Consider the following 16097-nt stretch of genomic DNA (forward strand, 5'->3'; position numbering starts at 1 on the left):
AGAGCGCTCATGGGGATGGGTTCGCTGCTGTTCTTCACCGCTCCAGCATGGGCGCAGCAAGGTGGGACGGGAGTGACGGACACGACGTTCAAGTACATCTCGGCTGCCTTCGGCATGGCGCTTGCCGCGGCGGCTGCCGCCTATGCGGACTCACGCGCCATCAGCGCGGCCTGCGAAGGCGTGGCGCGTAACCCGGGAGCTGGCGGGCGTCTCCAAACGCTCATGCTCATCGGCGTCGTCTTCATCGAGACGCTCGTGCTCTTCACGCTCGCCGTCATCTTCCTGAAGGTGGTGTGAAGCAACTGTGCCCTCCATGTGGTCTTTCGGATCACATGGAGGGCCTCATTTGAGCGGCGAGCTCGTCGCGACGCTCGCCGCTCGATGATGCGCGATGTTTTCATTTGGGGAAAGGCCCGATGAAACGGCGGAAGATACGCTTCTCGGATGGACGGAGAGCGCTCTCACTCGGCCTCGGTGTTCTTCTTCTGCTGGCGACGATTCGCACCTCCGCTTTCGCCCTCGACGAAGGCTATGCGCATCCGGAGATGTTGGTCGAGACCGAATGGCTCGCCCAGCATCTGAACGACCCCGATATTCGCATCGTGGATCTGCGTTCGGCGGAAGCCTACGCCGAGGGGCACATCCCCAATGCTGTCCACCTCGATCAGAGCGCTCTTCGGGATACTGAGGATCGGCTCTTGTACGTGCCTTCGCCGGAGCGATTCGCGGCGCTGATGAGCGAACTTGGCATCAGCCATCGCACGCGTGTCATCGCATACGATGAGATCGGGGGACAAGCGGCGGCTCGACTCTGGTTTCTGCTCGATTATTACGGACACACGAACGTCAGCCTCTTGAACGGCGGCTGGCGGAAGTGGGTGAAAGAAGGGCGTCCGGTGAGCCGCGATGTCCCACGCTTCGAGAAGGTCGAGTTTCACGTTCGAACGAAATCTTCCACGATGTGCACGGCACCAGAGCTCGTGAGCAAGCTGCGCGCTGATGCCGTCGTCATCATTGATGCTCGATCCCCGGAAGAATATCGAGGCGAGCGCGCCTCGGGAGCCCGAGGGGGCCATATCCCGGGAGCCCTCAATGTGGAGTGGCGCCTGAATCTGACCGAAGGCGAGGTGCCGGTCTTCAAATCGGCAGCTGAATTGCGCCGCCTGTATGAATCGCTCGGCGTCACCAAGGACAAGGAGATCATCACGTACTGCCAAGGGGGAGGACGCGCCGCGCACACGCTCTTCGTCTTGCGTTTGCTCGGATATACGAAGAGTCGCAGCTACTACGGATCATGGCAAGATTGGAGCACGCGACCAGAACTTCCCGTCGAACGACCGAAATCACCCGATTCCCGTTGAAAGGATGGCCGGAAGCGTTGCTCCGGCGTTGATCGTCATCCATTCTGTGGCCTTGCGATCTCGATCCCTCTTGCTTCGCGCAGGGATGCAGAAGCACATTGATCCCGCAAGGCGAGAGCGCACGGGTACTGGACGCTCGCGAAGGAGACCTCGATAGGGATGCCGGGCGGACCGATTATCCCCTTCGCGCGGTCATCCCCGAGGCCGACCGCTCAAGTCCCAACGGCAATTGCTGAATTTGCGGATCACCTCATACCCATCGCTCGCGCAGGCGGAGGAGGCGTTCCGCGGCCGCGTCCAAGGTCGCTTCGGTCTTGCAGAAGCAGAAGCGGACTTGCTGTCGGCCCTTCTCCGGATTTTCGTAAAAGCTGCTGCCAGGGACGACGGCGACGCCGATCTCTCGAACCAGGTAGTGGGCGAACGCCACGTCGTCCTCGAAGCCGAAGCGACTGATGTCGGTCATGACGTAGTAGGCCCCGCGCGGTTTGTAGACGCCGAAGCCAGCGGCTTCGAGCGTGCGCAGCAACTGATCGCGTCGCGCCGCGTATTCGGCAGCGAGTCGCTCGTAATACGAACGAGGGAGACGAAGTGCGACGGCTCCAGCCTCTTGCAAGGGCGCAGGGGCGCCCACAGTGAGGAAGTCATGCACCTTGCGAATCGCCGAGGTGATCTCCGGCGGCGCAATAGCGTATCCGACGCGCCATCCGGTCACACTATAGGTCTTCGAGAGCCCGTTGATCGTGATCGTCCGCTCTCGCATCCCAGGGAGCATCGCGATGGCAATATGCTCGGCGCCATCGTAGAGGATGTGCTCATAGATCTCATCAGTGACGGCGATGACGTCCCACTCGTGACAGAGCGCAGCGATCAGCTCCAGCTCTTCGCGCGTGAAGACCTTGCCCGTGGGATTGTTGGGCGTATTGATGATGATCGCTTTCGTCCGTGAGGTGAAGGCCGCGCGCAGTTCATCCGGATCGAAGCGCCAATCGGGTGGATGGAGCGGAACGTATCGCGGTCGCGCTTCGGCCAGGATGGCGTCAGGGCCATAGTTCTCGTAGAACGGCTCGAAGATAATGACCTCGTCGCCCGGATCGAGGATGGCTAGCAAGCTGGCGATCATCGCTTCGGTGGAGCCGCACGTGACGGTGATCTCTCGCTCGGGATCCACTTCGAGGCCGAGATACCACCGCACCTTTTCGGCGATGGCTTCGCGAAAGGTGCGAGCGCCCCAGGTGATGGCATATTGATTGATGTCGGCGCGGATCGCTTCGATGGCCGCCCGCTTGATTTCCTCCGGCGCCGGGAAATCCGGGAACCCTTGCGCGAGATTGATGGCATCGTAGGCCATGGCCAAGCGCGTCATTTCGCGGATCACCGATTCGGTGAACCGCGCTGTCTTCCGCGACGTCTTCTTCTTCTCGATTCGCTCCATCAACGTGCTCTCCTTCCTCGGGAGATCTCAGGCCTCGGCCCGGCATCGAACCCGCGCGCGAGGAGCAGCGGTTCCTCCTTCGCCCTCTTTCTCCCCCTCTTCCTCCTCCTCGGCTTCCTTCGCTTCGCGGGCCAGCTCGCGCAGACGCTTATCCACCAGGTAATTCACCGTCCCTTCGGGGAATTGTCCGTCCTCGCCGCGCTCTCCGGCGGGCAAGCCGGTGAAAAGCTCCAAGGCCTCGTCCACCGTTTCGACGGCGTAGATGTGGAAGATCCCTTCGCGCACGGCCTCGACGACCTCCTTGCGGAGCATGAGATTCTTCACGTTCTGATGCGGGATGACGACGCCTTGGTCGCCGGTCAATCCCTTCGCCTTGCAGACGTAGAAGAAGCCCTCGATCTTTTCGTTCACGCCTCCGATGGGCTGAATTTGTCCCCTCTGGTTGATAGAGCCCGTGATGGCGAGATTCTGCTTGAGGGGGACGCCCGAGAGGCTCGAGAGCAACGCGAGCAACTCGGCCGCCGAGGCGCTGTCGCCTTCCACAAGCTCGTAAGACTGCTCAAAGCCCAGACTCGCGGCCAAGCTGAGGGGCTTATCCTGCGCGTAGCGCGCGCCTAGGTATCCGCTCAGGATGAAGACTCCCTTGTCGTGGATGCTACCGCTCAAGCGCGCTCGCCGTTCGATGTTGATGACGCCTTCGCGCCCCATGAATGTTTGGCATGTGATCCGCGAGGGTTTCCCGAACGCGTAATCTCCCAGGTGAATGACAGCGAGCCCATTGATCTGCCCCACGACGGCCCCTTGCACGTCCACGAGAATATCCCCGCGCGCGATCATCTCCAGGATTCGCTCCTCGATGCGATTGGAGCGGAAGATCTTCTCCTCGATCGCGCGCTCGATGTGGGTGCGGTTGATATAGGGACTTTCCTCCTGTTCCGCCCAATAGTTGGCCTCGCGCACGATGTCCAAGATCTCCCCGAATCGCGTCGAGAGTTTCGTCTGATCCTCCGCCAGTCGCGAACTATGTTCGATGATCGCCGCCACCGCGCTGCGGTCCAGATGGCGCAGTTGTTCTCGATCGCAGCAGGATTTGAGGAAATAGGCGTATTGGGCGAGGTTCTCCGGCGTGCGCTCCATCTGCGTGTCGAAGTCGGCCTTCACCTTGAAGAGCTTGCGAAAGTCCTCATCGTAGATGTAGAGCAGATAATGCAGCAGCGGGCTGCCGACGAGGGCGACCTTCACGTCCACCTTGATCGGCTCCGGCCGCAAGCCCGTGGCGCTCACAAGCCCATAATGCGTGGCCACGTCTTCGATGCGCACTTCTCCCGTCTCCAAAGCGCGCTTGAGCGCATCCCATACGAAGGGATAGCGCAAGACGTCGAGCGCTTCGACGACGAGGAATCCCCCGTTGGCGCGCAGCAGCGATCCCGCCTTGACCTTAGTGAAATCCGTCACGAGCGCACCCAATCGCACCTCGCGCTCGATCGTGCCGAATATGTTCGTGTACGTGGGATTCGGCTCGAAGACGATAGGCGCGCCTTGCGTGGCGGAATTGTCCACGAGCACGTTCACCTGATATTCGACGAAGCTCGCCCGCTCATCGAGTCGGAGTCCGGGGGCTTCGACCGCCGGCCGTGGGCGAAACTTCTCGCGCTCTTGCAAGATGTTCTCCTGCACCTGCTCCAGATAGTCGAGGATCTCTGGATAGTTGGCATATTTCAGCCGCAAGCCATCAATGAGGCGCTTCACGACGAACAGCAAGGTCCACCGCTCCAACTCCTCCGTCTTCTCTCGCGCCTCGCGCTCCATGGCGCGAACGCGATCGAGCAGTTCAGCGATCTGCTCGTTGAATTGTTCCATCTTCTGGCGCACTTGTTCTTTCGTCGCTTCGTCGAGCGCCTCATATTCCTCTTGCGTGAGGGGCTTCCCGTTATGGATGAGGACGGTCATGATGCCCGCGGGCGTGACCCGCAGTTGAATCCCCTCACGACTGGCCCGCCGCTCCAACTCCTCAAAGAGGGCCGCGCTCTGGCGCTGATATTCGCGCATGATCCCAGCCTGCTGCTCCTGATACTCCTTGCTTTCGAGCGCCTTCGGGATCTCCCGCTTGAGTCGTTCGACGAGTCCCTCCATATCGCGCTTCAACTGCCGGCCCATTCCAGCCGGCAAATAGAGGGCGCGCGGCCGATCCGGGTCCCGAAAATTTTGCACCAGGCAAATATCTCCAGGTACGGGCCGATCTCGAGCGATGTCCTCCAACATCGCGCGAATCAAGCTCGTCTTCCCCGTCCCCGGCGGCCCCGCGAGGAAGAGGTTGTAGCCGTGACTGCGCATCCGCAGGCCGAAGCGAATGGCCGAGACAGCGCGCTTCTGCCCGATGAAGCCCTCGGGCGGAGGCAGGCGTTCGGTCGTCTCGAAATCGAAGGCGTTCGGATCGCACGCGCGATACACCTCATCGGCCGAAAGACGTCGCCAAGCCATATGCGTATCCCTCCTCATCTCCAGATGCTCGCCAAATGAGTGAATAAGCTTACACGAGATCGGCGACGTGGCGAAGTCCAAAAGGAAGGCGGCGGGGGTACGATTGACCGATGTTTCCCGCCGCGTCTACAATTTTCCCTCGCGGTATGGATCGCACGGACCTACTACTTTCAGGCGCGCTGATCGCGTACGTCCTCGCGTTTCTCCAACTGGTGGTGAGCTTTCGGTGGGACGAAGCGCGTCTTCGGAGATGGCCCGTCCTTGTTTCCACGGGAGCCGGATTGGGGGCGCACACCGTTTGGCTCGTGCGCGCAGCGTTGCAGTTCGGACATCTGCCGATCATCAGCACGCAAGAGGTCTTCGCGCTCTTGGCATGGGCGATCGCCGTCTATTACCTCATCCTGCGACGCACGCATCCTCGGGCTGATGTCCTGGGGCTCCTCGTGCTGCCGATCGTCGCGCTCTTCACGCTGGTGGCGCTGGTCTCTACGGGTTCTAAGCTCCTGCCGGAAGAACTGGCGGATCTCCTGCGCATGCCCGCGTTGCCGCTGCACATCGGCTTCATGATGCTCGCGTATGCTGGATTCCTCTTAGCTTTCCTCGCCGCATTGATGTACCTGTTGCAGGAGCGCGAGCTGAAGCGCAAGCGATTCGGCATCATCTATCGCTACTTCCCCTCCCTCTCCGCGTGCGAGACGCTCGGCCACCGCTCGCTTCTCTTCGGCTTCCTCATGCTCACACTCGGGATCGGAATGGGGATCATCCTGCTCCATCGGAGCGACCCGGTCTTCTGGCGCGGCGATCCGATCATCGTGCTTGGGTTCGTCACCTGGCTCTTCTATCTCGTCGTCGTGCACTATCGTTTGGCCGCGGGCTGGCGCGGACGTCGCGCGGCGATGTTACTGATTGTGGGATTCCTGGCGACGGCCGCGACGTTCGTGAGCGCGCGCCTTTTCGGACACATCCTATGACGATCGTCCTCGTGGGCTTGAACCACCGCACGGCGCCCGTCGAGGTGCGCGAGCGCTTGGCGTTCACCGAAGAGGAGCTTCCCCAGGCCCTGCGGCAATTGGTGGACGGCCAGACGATCACCGAGGGCTTGATTCTCTCCACATGCAATCGCGTCGAAGTGCTCGCTGTGACGCCGCTCACTGAACGCGCGGCCGTCGAGCGCATTCGCGCCTTCCTCCGGGAGCGGCATCGCATCCCGCCAGACGCATACGAAGCCGCGCTCTACCGATACGTGGATCGCGACGCCGTGCGGCATGTCTTCCGCGTCACGGCGAGTTTGGATTCCATGGTCCTCGGAGAGCCGCAGATCTTCGGACAAGTGAAGGAAGCGTATGCCCAGGCCGTCGCGGCGGGCACGGTGGGGAAGACGTTGAACCTGCTGCTGCCGCGCGCCTTCTCCGTAGCCAAACGGGTGCGCACGGAGACGGCCATCGGGACCGAACCCGTCTCGGTCAGCTCCGTCGCCGTCGAATTGGCGCGGAAGATCTTCGAGGATCTCAACGGGCGAACGGTCCTGCTCATTGGAGCAGGCAAGATGGCCGAGTTGACGGTGCGACATCTTCTCGCGGCCGGGGTTCAACATCTGCTCATCAGTAATCGCACACGAGAGCGCGCCGAGCAGCTCGCGGCTCAATTCGGAGCGGAAGCGCTCTCGCTCGATGTGCTTCCGATCCATCTGGCGCGGGCGGACATCGTCATCTGCTCAGTCGGGGGGACCGAATACGTGCTTCGGCGCGAGCAGGTGGCCGCCGCCATGCCCGTGCGGCGCAATCGCCCGCTCTTCCTCATTGACATCTCCGTCCCGCGCATGATCGAGCCCGGCGTCGGGCATCTGGAGAACGTCTTCCTCTACGACATTGACGATCTGGAGCAGATCGTGCACGCGCATCTCGAACATCGCCGATACGAAGCGGCGCGGGCCGAGGTCATCGTGGATCAAGCCGTGGAAGAATTCCTGACGTCGCTCCGCCGCTTGGAAGTCGGTCCGTTGATCGCGGCTTTTCGCCGTCGCTTGGAAGAGATCGCTTATGGCGAGTTGGAGCGTCATCGGCCGTATCTCGGTCGGCTCACCCCAGAGCAAGAGCGGGCCCTGCGTCATCTGCTCGACGGCATCATCAACAAATTCGCGCATCCGGCGATCTCGCGCCTACATCAAGCGGCTCGCGAGGGTGCATTGCGCCCAGAAGAGCTGAGCTTCCTCAAGCTATGGGAGGATATCGTGGACGCGCAGGAGCGCCGGTCCTCATCCTCTTCGGAGTGATCCCCGATGACGCGTTCGTCTTTCATCATCGGATCGCGCGGGAGCGCGTTGGCCCTTCGCCAGGCGGAGATCGTGCGCGCGCGACTCGTCGCCCACTATCCGCACCTCGCGTTCTCGCTGAGGATCATTCGCACAAGCGGCGATCGCATCACGGATCGTCCCCTCACGGCCTTCGGCGGCAAGGGGCTCTTCATCAAGGAGCTGGAAGAAGCGTTGCTCGCGGGGGAGATTGATCTCGCTGTCCACAGCTTGAAAGACATGCCGGCGGAGATTCCCGAAGGGCTTCACCTGGCGGCCATCCTCGAACGCGAGGATCCGCGCGATGCACTTGTCACGCGGACGAGAGAAGGGACCGTGCGCGCGCTTCGCGAAGGCGCGATCGTCGGCACGAGCAGCTTGCGCCGTCTGGCGCAACTGCGCGCGCTGCGTCCCGATCTCGACATCCGTCCGCTGCGAGGGAACGTGGACACCCGCTTGCGAAAGCTCGACGCGGGGCAATATGAAGCGATCGTCCTGGCCGTGGCTGGGCTTGTGCGCCTCGGTCTAGAAGAGCGTATTGCTGAGCGTATTCCCACCGAAGTGATGATCCCGGCCATCGGGCAAGGCGCGATCGTCGTCGAGACGCGCGTCGAGGATGAAGGGATGAACGCGCTGCTCAGGCCACTCGATCATCCGCCGACGCGTGCGGCGACGACGGCCGAGCGCGCGTTCCTGCAGCGGCTCGGCGGAGGATGTCATGTCCCGATCGCCGCTCATGCTGAGCCCCTCCCGGACGATCCTTCGCGGTTGATCCTGCGGGGGATGATCGCGAGTCCCGATGGCGCGCGCCTGTTGAAAGACCAGGTCGTCGGTCCTCTTGGGGAAGCTGTCGCTCTCGGGCATCAGCTCGCCGAACGTCTCATCGCGGCAGGCGCTCTCGCACTCCTGCATTCGTGAATCAGTGCCCGAGGGCGTAGCGCAGCAGGAAGAGAACAGCGAAGAGGTAGAGGAACCAATGGACCTCACGCCCCCGCCCGGCCGCTAGCTTCACGAGCGCGTAGGAGATGAAGCCAAAAGCGATCCCATCGGTGACGCTCAACGAGAGCGGCATTGCGATCATGGTCAGGAATGCTGGGATGGCCTCCGTCATCTCCTCCCACGGAATGCGCGCCGCCTCCTTCATCATGAGTGTGCCGACGAGGATGAGTGCAGGCGCGATGACCGGATAGAGCGTCGTCCCGTGAGGGGTGTGATACCCCCCACCGATCATGCGCACCAGGGGATAAAAGAAGAGCGAGAGCAGAAAGAGCGCGGCCGTCACGAGATTCGCCAATCCCGTCCGCCCGCCCGCGGCCACGCCCGTCGCGCTCTCAATGTATGCGGTGACCGTCGAAGTCCCGAGCACCGCGCCGCCGACAGTGCCAATAGCATCGGCCAGGAGCGCCTCTCGCGCGCGCGGCAACACGCCATTGCGCAACAACCCCGCTTGCCCTGCAACCCCAACGAGCGTCCCCACCGAATCGAAGAGCGCCAGGAAGAAGAAGACGAAGATCACCTCCAGCATCTGGGGCTGCAGCGCGCCGAGCATATCCAAGCGAAACAATGTGGGCGCGAGTGAAGGTGGACGACTGATGAGCCCTTGATACTGGACGAGCCCGAAGGCGAGCCCCGCGGCTGTGGTCATCAGAATCCCCCATAGCACCGCCCCGCGAATGCCGCGCGCGAAGAGGATCGCTATCACCGCGAGCCCGAAGAGGGAGAGGAGAACAGGGGGCGATTTCACCTCTCCCAATGTCACCAAGGTGCTCGGCGAGGCCACGATTAACCCCGCCCACTGCAAGCCGATCGTGGCGATGAGCAAGCCAATACCGGCAGCGATGGCATGCTTGAGCGATGCCGGAATGGCCGTGATGAGCCGTTCGCGCAGTCCGATCCCCGCCGTGAGGATGAAGACGATTCCGGCCCACGCGACGGCGCCCAAGGCGATCGCCCACGGCACACGCATCCCCAAGACGACTGTGTAGACGAAAAAGAAATTGTGGCCCATAGCCGGAGCCACGGCGATTGGATAGTTGGCCCCCAAAGCCATCAGGATCGTCGCCGCAGCGCTCGCCAAACACGTCGCCACGAGCACGGCGCCGAAATCCATCCCCGCGGCGCTCAAGACCGCCGGTTGCACGAAGATGATGTAGGCCATCGTCAGGAAAGTCGTCACCCCAGCGAGCACTTCCGTTCGGATCGTCGTCCCTCGCTCACTCAGATGAAACCATCGGTCCAGAAGCGTGAGCCGCCCGCCGGCGAGCAACCGCACTTTCGGCCTCACTGTTCTCCTCTCCTGAATCGCTCTCGCGATTTCTCGACGGAGCCAGTATAGTACACGGCGTCTCACGCGATTTTCAATGAGGGAGGGGAGAGATGCCGATGCGAGGACGCTCGAAGAGCGCAATTCAACTGGTGGTACTTTTCGGAAGCCTATGGATCTTTGCTCACGAGGCGCGAGCCGAGGTCCATCGGTTTAAACCCACGGTCGGCTATCCGACCTTCGCGCGACGCGAGCCGGTTTTGCGCATTCGTCCGGGCGACATCGTCGAGACGGAGACGCTGTGGGGGGAATGGTACGAGCGTCCTGACGGGAAATGGCCGGGCGAAGTCGGCCCGTTCTACATCGAGGGCGCGGCGCCGGGCGATACGCTCGTCGTGAAGATTCTGCGCCTCAGACCCAATCGCGACATCGCCATCTCGACGCACAATCCGACCTTCGGTCTGCTGGCCGCCGATCGGTGGACGCCGATGCTGACCGATCCGATCCCCGCCCGACGATTCGTGTGGCGATTGGACCGCGAGCGGATGACGGCGACATTGGAGTTGCCGGGGAGTCGAATGAAACGAATCGAAGTGAAGCTCTCGCCGATGCTCGGACGCGTGGCCGTCGCGCCTGCGGGTGAAGAGTCGTTCGACGGACTGTGGCCGGGGAACTTCGGCGGCAATATGGATGCGCCCGAGGTGCGCGAGGGGACGACCGTCTATTTGCCGGTCTTTCACGAAGGCGCGCTCTTTTACTTCGGCGACGGGCATGCACTGCAGGGCGATGGAGAGATCTGCGGCTCCGGCCTGGAGACGACGATGGAGGTCACGTTTCAATTCGACCTCATCAAGGGGAAGACGATCGCCTGGCCGCGCCTGGAGGATGAGGAATACATCATGGTGGCTGGGAGCGTGCGGCCGCTCGTGGATGCCGTGCGCATCGCGTGCGTGGAGTTGATCCGATGGCTCATCGCGGAGTATGGGTTCGAGAAGTGGGAGGCCTTGCAAGTCGTCTCGCAAGTGGTCGTCTTGCGCGTGGCCAACGTCGTGGATCCCCACTACACGGTCGTCGCGAAATTCCCGAAGAAATACCTCCCGCGGTGATCGCGCCGCGACGAGGCGCTCATCGTCGCGCGCGAAGCGCTTGGCGAAGCGCCCGCACCACACGCGCGATGTCTTTCTCCCGCAGCTCGGGATACAAGGGGAGCGAGAGGACCGTCCGCGCACACATTTCGGCGACGGGAAAATCGCCCGGCTCATACCCGAGATGGCGATAGGCCGGCTGCAAATGCAGCGGCACGGGATAGTGCACGGCCGCTCCGATCCCTTGCTCGTTCAGCGCCTGTCGAACGCGATCTCGATCGGGGACGCGAATGACGAACAGGTGATAGACGTGCCGAGCATACGGCATCTCTTCGGGAAGCGCGATCTCCTCCACGTCCGAGAGCTTCTGCCGATAGAGGGCCGCCAATTCCCGCCGTCGTTCGTTCCACCGATCGAGATACCGAAGCTTCGCGTGAAGGATAGCCGCTTGTAAAGCGTCCAGCCGATAGTTGAATCCCTCTTCGAGATGCCAATGTCCGTCGCCGCGCCCGTTGTTGACGAGGCGACGAAGCCGTTGCGCCCACTCGCCATTTCGCGTCACGAGGGCGCCCGCCTCCCCGCAGGCGCCAAGGTTCTTGCTCGGATAAAAACTGAAGCAGCCGATGTCGCCCAAGCTCCCGGCCTTGACCGAGGACGAATCCGCCTCGCCGCGATATTCTGCCCCATGCGCTTGCGCAGCATCTTCGACCACGCGAAAGTTGTAGCGCCGCGCCAATTCCAAGATCGGTCGCATGTCGGCCATTTGACCATAGAGATGGACCGGCACGATCGCCTTCAACCGCCGTAGCGTCGCTCGATTCACCAAGTGCCCGATCCGCTCGTCGAAGTAGTATTCGCGTTCGAGCTTCTCTATGAGTTTGGCGACATCGAGCGTATAGGAGCGCGGATCAATGTCCACGAAGACCGGGCGTGCGCCCGTGCGCGTGATCTCAGAAGCGGTCGCGATGAAGGTGAAGGGGACCGTGATGACCTCATCGCCTGGTCCGATGCCGAGGACGAGCATCGCCAGATGTAAGGCCGCAGCGCCCGAAGCCGTTCCCACAGCGTGCGGGACGCCACAATAGGCGGCCCACTCCCGCTCGAAACGCGCGACCTCTTCCCCCAGGACGAATTGCCCGGACTTCAGAACGCGCTTGATCGCCGAATGGAGGCGCTTTCGGATGGTTCGATGTTGCCGCCGAAGGTCAACGAGCGGAATCCGCAAGGCGCTCCTCCGCACGCTCGACGGGACGATAGAGCGTGTCGCGCTGCTGCGGACGGAATCCGGCATCAGTGATCAAGCGACGAATCTCGGCCTCGCTCACCGAGATGCGCGGTACGCCGGCGGCCGTGACGACGTTCTCCTCGATGATCGTGCTGCCGAAATCGTCCGCACCGAAGCGCAATCCGACCTGCGCGACCTTCAGGCCTTGCGTCAACCAGGAGACCTGCAGATGATCCACATTGTCGAGATAGAGGCGCGAGACGGCGAGCAGCTTTAAATACTCCACGGCCGTCGCCTCCATCCATCCTCCCTTGCCCAATTCCGTGTTCTCCGGTTGATAGGTCCACGGGATGAACGCCGTGAAGCCACCCGTCTCGTCCTGCAGTGCGCGAATGCGCTCCAGATGCAAGGCGCGATGCCAGAGCGATTCCCCGAATCCGATGACCATCGTCGCTGTCGTCCGCAAGCCTTCCTCATGAGCGATGCGCATGACGGTGAGCCACTCCTCGGTCGTCGTCTTACGGCCGATCCGACGGCGGATCTCGTCATCCAGGATCTCCCCTCCGCCGCCCGGGATCGAGCCCAAGCCCGCCGCCTTCAATCGGCGAATGACCTCGCGGATCGAGAGCTTGGAGACGCGCGCGATGTGCACGATCTCCGTCGGGGAGAAGCAATGCAGGTGAATCCGATACCGCTCCTTAATCGCCCGCAGGAGGTTCTCGTAGTAGTCGATCTTCAGATACGGGTTCAGCCCCCCTTGCATCAAAATGCCCGTTCCCCCCAAGGCGATCGTCTCCTCGATCTTTCGAAACAGCTCCTCGAGCGGGAGCACATATCCTTCGGGCGATCCCGGCGGACGATAGAACGCGCAGAAGTGGCAATACTGGATGCAGATGTTCGTGTAGTTCACGTTGCGGTCAATGATGTAGGTGACCACGCCGTCCGGATGCTTCCGCTGCCGGACAAGATCCGCCGCCATGCCGAGCGCGATCACATCGTCCGATTCCAAAAGGCGGACGGCATCTTCCATATGCAGGCGCTCACCCGCGAGCGCCCGCTCCAGGATCGGACGGATCTCTCGCGATGCCTTCCACAGATCGTCCATCATCTTCCCCCAGTAAGTCATTACCTTACGGCACCTTCACGCCTCTCGTCAACGGCCCCTCATCGAACGGGGATGTAATCGAGCATGCCTACATCCCAATAGGTGCGATACTCCCCAGCCTCATACAAGCGGATAAAGTCGTTCATCCGTTGCAGGAGCGTCGTGATGAAGTACCCGGGCAAAGCCTCCGGATGCGGGAATCCGTACCCCACGTAGCTGCGGATGAGAAGGCTACGCTCGGTGCGCGGCAGCGTCTTCACGTTCTCAGCGAACGCCGCGAACGTATCATTCTGCAGCAAGTAGTATTCGACGTTCGAGACGTAGAAGACCGAGACCGTCTCGCCCACTGAGCGCACATAGTCCCCAATAGCCCGCAGTGCTTTCGGACCGGCGAAATCGCCCGTCACCGGGATGATGCGATCCTGTGCGTGCAATTGCTTGAGGAATTGGAAACTCTCCTCGGAGGCGAGGAAGTTACGCGGGCGTCCCGTCAAATCGGTCTCCAGAAGGAGTTGGCGCAGCGTGGGAAATTGTCGCCAGGAGCGGCGGAAATGGGTCTCGTATCGAATGTCGAGCCCGTCCTCGTAGAAACTTCGGGCGATGTATTCGATGCGTCCGCGATCCTCCGGCGTCAGGGGCACACCAAATCGCTCGATCGTGGTGTACGCGCGTTCCAGTGTCGCCTGAAGGTAGTTCGGGTCCGGCGACGCCGCATCCATCAAGCGCACAAGGTCAGCGATCGAGGCCTGCGTCCATCGCTCCGCGCTCTCGCGCAGCGGTCGGCCGAGCCACAACGCCAGATATTCCGCGCGATTGCGGGCGAGCGCGAAGAGGGCTTTATAGTAGAGATGCTGCAGCCGATTATCGCGCCGGATGTCCAAGATGAACGCGTATGTCGGGCGCACGGCCGCGATGTAGGTGAAATTCTGTTCGGGACCGACGCCGATGTACACCCCTCCGCGCACGTTCAGTTCATCGAGCTTTTGCAGGACCTTCTGATAGCCCAATTCGTTCGAGACCAGATTGTCGCTCGGGAAGTAACCACCTTCTTCCGAGAGCTGCGCGATGAGTTGGGCGAACGTGGGAACGCGCGGGCGAACGGCGACGCGAGGCGTGCAGGCCGCCAGCAGCAGAAGCGACAGGAGGAAGACGCTGAGGAGGCGGCGAGGCGTCTGGGCCGTGAGATGTCCGCGAATATCTGTGCGCGCCATCATGCCAAAGAATCTATCCGGGACACACGCGTGAGGCAAGAGGATCGCCGAACGATGTGCTCCCTCTTCGAGAAGCCTGGCGCTCGAGCGCCGTCACATTGGCGCCATCTCTTGCTGCACCCGCTTGACCAAGGCCGCGATCTCACGCACCTGCTCGACGAGATCGCGGAACATGGGAAGGGTCAGCGACTGCGGGCCGTCCGAGAGCGCGCGATCGGGATCCGGATGCACCTCGATCATGAGCCCATCGGCGCCGACGGCGACGCCCGCGCGCGCGAGGGGGATCACTTTGTCCCGACGCCCCGTCCCATGGCTGGGGTCCACAATGATGGGCAAATGGCTGACGCGCTGCACAGCGGGCACGATCGAGAGATCGAGCGTGTTGCGCGTGTGCTGCGCGAAGGTGCGCACACCGCGTTCGCAGAGGATGACGTTGTAGTTGCCCTCGGCCATGATGTATTCGGCCGCCAACAGCAGCTCCTCCAGGGTCGCCGACATCCCGCGCTTCAGCAGGACGGGGATACGCGCTTGTCCAGCCCGACGTAGCAAGCTGAAGTTTTGCATATTGCGCGCGCCAATCTGCATGACGTCGGCGTAACGTTCGACGAGGTCTGCGCTCTCGTGATCAATGGCTTCGGTCACGATCTTCAATCCGAAGCGGGCGCGCACTTCGGCCAGGATCTTCAGCCCCTCTTCGCCGAGCCCTTGAAACGAATAGGGCGACGTGCGCGGCTTATACGCTCCCCCTCGAAAGAATTTCACGCCGAGCCGACTCACCCATTCGGCGACCGTCATCGTCTGCTCATAATTCTCGACGGCGCACGGACCAGCGATGATGGTCAGCTCATCACCGCCGATGGTCGCCTCCCCAACGCGCACGATGGTCTTCTCGGGTTTGACCTCGCGGCTGACGAGTTTATACGGCTTGGAGACGGGGATGGCTTCGATGACGCCGGGCATCCCTTCGAACAATCCCGGATCGAGCGGGCCCGGATTCCCCGTCACCCCGATGGCCGTGCGCTGCGCTCCCGGAATGACGTGCGCGCGAAAGCCCAACTGCTCGATCTTGCGGACGACAGCGGCGATCTGCTCGTCGGTTGCCCCCGTACTCATGACGATAAGCATCTCCGATCCTCCCTCGCTCTTTTGCGCGCTTCAGGATGCCCGCTATTGCGGCGAGGTATCGTCCGATGATGATGCCGGCTCGTCGGCGCCCGGCATTGGCTCCTCGGCCGCCGATTCGGACGCGAGCAAGGATTCCCCTCGCGTCCGTTTCTCTTCGTACAAGAGATCATCGATGCGCGCCGCGCGCGCGATCGTCTCGTCGTAGTGAAAGACCAGCTCGGGAATCGTCTTCAGATGGAGGCGGGGATAGAGCTGCCGCCGAATGAACGCAGCGGCTTGATTGAGCCGCTCGACCGTCCGTCGGGATTCCTCGGGCGTCCCCAGCGTGCTCACGTAGACCTTGGCATGGCGGAGATCACGGCTCACCTTCACATGAGTGATCGTAACCAGACCGAGCTGCGGATCCTTCAGCTCGTAGCTGATGATCTGACTCACCTCCTCCTTGAGGAGTTCGCCGATTCGCTCCGGACGATAGCGTTTCATGATGGATGCCCTCCGGATTCACGAGCCGCCGCCACT

14 protein-coding genes are annotated in these 16097 nt (G+C 62.1%); 6 read left to right on the plus strand and 8 right to left on the minus strand.

What is annotated here, in order from left to right:
* Both NZ746_01515 and NZ746_01520 read left to right on the plus strand, forming a co-directional pair.
* The coding region (locus tag NZ746_01515) for an ATP synthase F0 subunit C (GenBank protein ID MCS6816036.1) at nucleotides 1–297 on the plus strand (297 nt) is incomplete at its 5' end.
* A 119-nt stretch (nucleotides 298–416) separates the two neighbouring features.
* Nucleotides 417–1361, plus strand: coding sequence for a sulfurtransferase (locus NZ746_01520; GenBank protein MCS6816037.1), 945 nt, complete (start codon nucleotides 417–419; stop codon nucleotides 1359–1361).
* 250 nt (nucleotides 1362–1611) lie between these two features.
* On the opposite strand, the gene NZ746_01525 is transcribed toward NZ746_01520, so the two are convergent.
* Nucleotides 1612–2793 (minus strand): aminotransferase class I/II-fold pyridoxal phosphate-dependent enzyme, encoded by a 1182-nt coding sequence (locus NZ746_01525; protein ID MCS6816038.1) that lies wholly within the window; start codon nucleotides 2791–2793, stop codon nucleotides 1612–1614.
* A gap of 27 nt (nucleotides 2794–2820) precedes the next feature.
* Nucleotides 2821–5274 (minus strand): AAA family ATPase, encoded by a 2454-nt coding sequence (locus NZ746_01530; GenBank protein ID MCS6816039.1) that lies wholly within the window; start codon nucleotides 5272–5274, stop codon nucleotides 2821–2823.
* 146 nt (nucleotides 5275–5420) lie between these two features.
* Between NZ746_01530 and NZ746_01535 the strand changes: the two genes are divergently transcribed.
* The 3 genes from NZ746_01535 to hemC are packed head-to-tail and all read left to right on the plus strand — an operon-like array spanning nucleotide 5421 to nucleotide 8482.
* Nucleotides 5421–6245, plus strand: a complete 825-nt coding sequence (locus NZ746_01535; protein ID MCS6816040.1) for a cytochrome c biogenesis protein — start codon at nucleotides 5421–5423, stop codon at nucleotides 6243–6245.
* Nucleotides 6242–7546, plus strand: a complete 1305-nt coding sequence (gene hemA, locus NZ746_01540; GenBank protein ID MCS6816041.1) for a glutamyl-tRNA reductase — start codon at nucleotides 6242–6244, stop codon at nucleotides 7544–7546. The genes NZ746_01535 and hemA overlap by 4 nt, the downstream gene beginning before the upstream one ends.
* A gap of 6 nt (nucleotides 7547–7552) precedes the next feature.
* Complete coding sequence (gene hemC / locus NZ746_01545) at nucleotides 7553–8482, plus strand: hydroxymethylbilane synthase (GenBank protein ID MCS6816042.1); 930 nt, start codon at nucleotides 7553–7555, stop codon at nucleotides 8480–8482.
* Between the two features lies 1 nt (nucleotide 8483).
* On the opposite strand, the gene NZ746_01550 is transcribed toward hemC, so the two are convergent.
* A complete protein-coding gene (locus NZ746_01550; GenBank protein MCS6816043.1) occupies nucleotides 8484–9803 on the minus strand; it encodes an NCS2 family permease in 1320 nt (439 codons plus the stop codon).
* Nucleotides 9804–9940: 137 nt separating this feature from the next.
* Here NZ746_01550 and NZ746_01555 point away from each other — a divergent pair, with 137 nt between their 5' ends.
* Nucleotides 9941–10933, plus strand: a complete 993-nt coding sequence (locus NZ746_01555) for an acetamidase/formamidase family protein (protein MCS6816044.1) — start codon at nucleotides 9941–9943, stop codon at nucleotides 10931–10933.
* Nucleotides 10934–10952: 19 nt separating this feature from the next.
* Here NZ746_01555 and NZ746_01560 read toward each other — a convergent pair whose 3' ends face one another.
* From NZ746_01560 to rbfA, 5 genes are all read right to left on the minus strand, one after another.
* A complete protein-coding gene (locus NZ746_01560; protein MCS6816045.1) occupies nucleotides 10953–12137 on the minus strand; it encodes a DegT/DnrJ/EryC1/StrS family aminotransferase in 1185 nt (394 codons plus the stop codon).
* Nucleotides 12118–13263, minus strand: a complete 1146-nt coding sequence (gene mqnC / locus NZ746_01565; protein ID MCS6816046.1) for a dehypoxanthine futalosine cyclase — start codon at nucleotides 13261–13263, stop codon at nucleotides 12118–12120. The genes NZ746_01560 and mqnC overlap by 20 nt, the downstream gene beginning before the upstream one ends.
* 38 nt (nucleotides 13264–13301) lie before the next feature.
* Entirely contained in the window at nucleotides 13302–14456 is a 1155-nt protein-coding gene (locus tag NZ746_01570) for a hypothetical protein (protein ID MCS6816047.1), read from the minus strand.
* 90 nt (nucleotides 14457–14546) lie between these two features.
* Nucleotides 14547–15578: a 3-deoxy-7-phosphoheptulonate synthase gene (gene aroF / locus NZ746_01575; GenBank protein MCS6816048.1), complete on the minus strand. Its 1032-nt coding sequence runs from the start codon at nucleotides 15576–15578 to the stop codon at nucleotides 14547–14549.
* Nucleotides 15579–15620: 42 nt separating this feature from the next.
* On the minus strand, nucleotides 15621–16061 hold the full coding sequence (gene rbfA, locus NZ746_01580; GenBank protein ID MCS6816049.1) for a 30S ribosome-binding factor RbfA: 441 nt from the start codon (nucleotides 16059–16061) through the stop codon (nucleotides 15621–15623).
* Nucleotides 16062–16097 lie beyond the last annotated feature (36 nt).

It is taken from the genome of Blastocatellia bacterium (genome assembly GCA_025055075.1).
Lineage (GTDB): Bacteria > Acidobacteriota > Blastocatellia > HR10 > HR10 > HR10.